Origin of the sequence: Pseudomonas sp. 21615526 (genome assembly GCF_013386245.1) — a bacterium.
Lineage (GTDB): Bacteria > Pseudomonadota > Gammaproteobacteria > Pseudomonadales > Pseudomonadaceae > Aquipseudomonas.
In genome coordinates this window covers 1-3767 of the sequence record NZ_JACAOM010000221.1, presented here as the reverse complement: position 1 = coordinate 3767, position 3767 = coordinate 1, and the positions used below count along the sequence as shown (strand labels likewise).

Genomic DNA, 3767 nt, shown 5'->3' with positions numbered 1-3767 from the left:
CGCGCCGGCCAGCCCCAGGCGGCGATTTCGCTGTTGCGCACCGCCGACCAGGGCGCTTTCACCGGCGAGCAACTGGCCCAACTGAACGCCCTGCAAACCTTGCTGCAACTGGCGGTGGCCAACATGCAGCCCACTGAAGATGCATTGGCCGGTCTCACACCCAAGGAGCGCCAGATCGCCCTGCTGTTGCGCCAGGGCGCCAGCAATAAACAGTTGGCCCAGGAGCTGGATGTCGGCCTGCCCACCATCAAGACCCACCTGATCAACCTGTTTCGCAAGGCCGGCGTCAGCAGTCGCACAGAACTGGTGGGAAGTCTTTTCCTGTAGTTCGCCTCAACCATCCGGTTGATACCCGCGCCTGCTCCCGGGCGCGATGATTCGTGGTGTTCACCCACCCAACCGGAGCTTCGCAAATGACCACCCCTTCTGACTGGATCACCGTGGGCGCCCTGGCCGACGGCTTCGCCCCAGAGGCATTTATCCTGCCGAACCTGGCCGACCTGAGCGGCAAGGCCTTCACCCTGCACTTCGCCAATGGCTGGCAGATCGAGCACCGTTTCGAGCGCGACAGGCTCTCCTGGGTTGCAGCCGACGGTCACTCCAGCGGCAGCGCCACCTACCGTGCGACCTCGGTGCGCCCCGGCCTGTACCTGGTGGATTTCATCAAGCGCGAAGGCACGCAGGCCTGGTCGGTCAGCCTGGTGCTCGACACCGCCAGCGCTTCGTTCACCGCTGTGCTCGGGCGCATGCCCACCCAGGAACAAACCCGCGAAGGCCTCTACAGCCGCGCCCTGGCCGGTAAGCCGCTGACGTCGGTGGAAGTGGAGTTCCTCCACGGCAGCCTCGACCGCCCGTGGCAGCCAGGCCAATGCCCCCACGCACCAACCACCGACCTGATCGGCCTGCGCAACCAGTATCGCTACAGCCCGAGCGAGGTCTACGAGCACATCTACCTCAACCACCAGTTCTACGCCTGGCAATGCCTCAAGGGTGTCGAGCAAGGCCTGTGCGACACCGACCGCTGCGATTACTACAAGATCGCCGACCAGCTCTACCTGTTCGTCTGGCGCGAAAAAATCATCCCCACCCTCGGCCTGGTGCTGATCGACCTGCAGCAACACCGCAGCGACGGCAAGATCTTTGGCTATGCCGACGCCTCCTTCGATGAACTATCGAACTTTCCCATCAGTTCCTACTGCCAGGTGCTCAATCGCACGGAGCATCCTGATGACTGAGCCGAGCACGATTGTGATCACCGGGGCCGGCACGGGCATCGGTGCTGCGTGCGCCCGGCTGTATGCTGCCGAGGGTGCGCAGTTGATACTGATCGGCCGTCGTCGCGAACCGCTGGAGCAGGTCGCGCGGGAAACCGGGGGGTTGGTGTTGGTGGGTGATGCGGCCTGCCCGCAGACCTGGGAGGGTTTTATTACGCAGATTCGCCAGCACTATGAGCGGATCGACGTGCTGCTGGCCTGTGCGGGCGGCCATGGCGTGGGCAGCGCCACCGACACCAGCCCGCAGACCTGGGAAGCGGCGCTGCGCAGCAACCTCGACAGCGCCTTCTACAGTGCGCGGGCGTGTTTGCCGCTGCTGCTGGAAAGTGGCGGGAACATCGTGCTGATGGGTTCGATTGCCTCACTGGCTGCCGGGCCCGAGGTGTGCGGCTACACCACGGCCAAGCATGCCTTGCTCGGGCTCAATCGCTCGCTGGCCCGAGATTATGGCCCGCGCGGGGTGCGGGTGAACGCGGTGTGCCCCGGCTGGGTGCGCACGCCGATGGCGGATGAGGAAATGCAGCCGTTGATGGATTTCCATGGCGAGACGCTGCAGCACGCCTATGACCGGGTGTGCGCCGATGTGCCGTTGCGCCGGCCGGCCAGCGCTGAAGAAATCGCCAGGGTGTGCCGCTTCCTGGCATCCAGTGACGCGTCGATCATTACGGGTGCGACGCTGGTGGCGGACGGAGGCTCAAGCATCGTCGATGTGCCGACGCTGGCCTATGCGCGTATGGAGCAGCGTCATGAATGAAGACCTGAATTTCACTGGTCGCAACGTATTGGTAACGGGTGGCGCCCAGGGTATTGGTCGGGCCATCGTCGAAGCGTTTGCCCTGCGGGGCGCGCGGGTGATGATCGCCGACCTGCAACTGGCAGAGGCGCTCGCGCTGGAGCTGTGCGGGCGCGGCTGCCAGGTGGAAGCGGTGACGGTGGATCTGGCGGATGCGGCTGCGGTTTTCGAGCTGATTGCAGGNNGCTGGATATTCTGGTGCATAACGCCGGGTATTTTCCGCTGACGCCCTTTGTCGAGATCACTCCGGCGATGCTCGGCCGTACCTTGGCGGTCAACCTCTCGGCGTTGTTCTGGCTGACCCAGGCGGCGCTGCCGATGTTCCGCCGTCAGGGTCGGGGCTGCGTGCTGGTTACGTCGTCTGTCACAGGTCCCCGGGTTGCGTTTCCGGGGTTGAGTCACTATGCGGCGTCGAAGGCCGGGGTCAACGGGTTCATTCGCAATGCGGCGCTGGAACTGGCCGGCTTGAATGTGCGAGTCAACGGTGTGGAGCCCGGCATGATCGCAACCCCGGCCATGGGCAACCTGGGGGATGACCAGGTAAATGCACAGATCGCCAGCCGGGTGCCACTGGGACGGCTGGGCGCACCGTCGGATATTGCCGGGGCAATGCTGTTCCTGGCATCGGACCTGGCGGGCTATATCACTGGGCAAACGCTGGTGGTGGATGGCGGCTCGACCTTGCCGGAGGTTTAACGAAACGTCCTACTGAACTGCCGGATAACCTCTACTCCCCTGCCCTGAGAACCTCTGCAAAGTCCCTCGCCTGNNGTCGAGCAGGTGTTCAAGGTCGGCGACGAGGTTTCGCTGGTCGCGCCCATCACCCGTTCCCTGTATCCCGCCAGCACCGTCGCGACCTGCAAGGCCAACTCACCGTTGACCCTGGTGCACATGTTCCAGAGCACACGGTTCGTGCCCATCGGCAATACGCCGGTGATGCTGCAGGAAGTCGCGCAAGACGGTGGTCCCCTCGGCGATCCCATCCATAAGACCATCGGCCCCAGCGGCATTCTCGAAGTCACCGAGTGCACCGTCGACCGGCAGTATCGAGTCAGCTTTTACCCCAACGTTTCCAGGGATCACATCAAGGCACTGTATGCCTCCTATCAGTCCGAGCTCAGCTCGCTGGAAGGCAACTTGCGCGGTCAGTGGACGAGCACGTTCAAGCCGATATGGGAGAGCTATTCCAAGGCGGGTTATGGCGAGCGCTACACCTCGCTGCAACTGGCTTATGCGCGGGGCTTTGAAAACGTGCTTTACGGCCTCTGGGACGGTATTGCCCAGCTGTACCAGTGGTTGGCAGACATCAAGCCCAACAGCGAAAAGCTCCTGCAGTACCTCTCCCAAGCCGAGCTTGGAGCGCTCCTGAAGCTCAGTCATGAGGCGATTGCCAAGGGATTGTTGATTCTCAGCGACGAGCCGCTGCTGTTCATCTACCTGTCCGCAATGGTCAGNNGCTGGGCAAGGTCAGGTCCGAGCGGGCACGGGAGTGGTTGGAGCAGATTGCCAAGCTGGGTGGTACGACCCCGCTGGATAGGCATGCGGAGGTGCTTAAGCCGTTATCGCTTCAGAGTCATGCAGTGCCGGTCAAGGCTGCGGCGGTGCCGTTGAAGGCTGGCGTGGACGAGATATCCAACCCGGCACCGATGGTGCGGGAGCCGAAGACGGCGCGCACGGCGTTGGTGAAGCAAGAACATGTG

At 63.3% G+C, this 3767-nt stretch carries 3 protein-coding genes and 2 pseudogenes; all 5 read left to right on the top strand.

From position 1 onward, the window contains the following. The coding region (locus HX786_RS31255) for a helix-turn-helix transcriptional regulator (protein ID WP_178913066.1) at positions 1 to 327 on the top strand (327 nt) is incomplete at its 5' end. A gap of 86 nt (positions 328 to 413) precedes the next feature. Then, on the top strand, positions 414 to 1235 hold the full coding sequence (locus tag HX786_RS31250) for a molybdenum cofactor biosynthesis F family protein (protein ID WP_177122786.1): 822 nt from the start codon (positions 414 to 416) through the stop codon (positions 1233 to 1235). Beyond that, positions 1228 to 2028 (top strand): SDR family NAD(P)-dependent oxidoreductase, encoded by an 801-nt coding sequence (locus HX786_RS31245; protein ID WP_178913065.1) that lies wholly within the window; start codon positions 1228 to 1230, stop codon positions 2026 to 2028. Before HX786_RS31250 ends, HX786_RS31245 begins: the two co-directional genes overlap by 8 nt. Continuing rightward, positions 2021 to 2763: pseudogene (locus HX786_RS31240) on the top strand (SDR family oxidoreductase). The gene HX786_RS31245 and the pseudogene HX786_RS31240 overlap by 8 nt, the downstream one beginning before the upstream one ends. A 75-nt stretch (positions 2764 to 2838) precedes the next feature. Next, positions 2839 to 3767: pseudogene (locus HX786_RS32145) on the top strand (type IV secretion protein Rhs); the annotation flags it as partial.

Excerpts from the sequence above, each read along its gene's own strand:
- HX786_RS31250 (WP_177122786.1), top strand. The coding sequence starts at position 414 with ATGACCACCCCTTCTGACTGGATCACCGTGGGCGCCCTGGCCGACGGC.
- HX786_RS31245 (WP_178913065.1), top strand. The coding sequence starts at position 1,228 with ATGACTGAGCCGAGCACGATTGTGATCACCGGGGCCGGCACGGGCATC.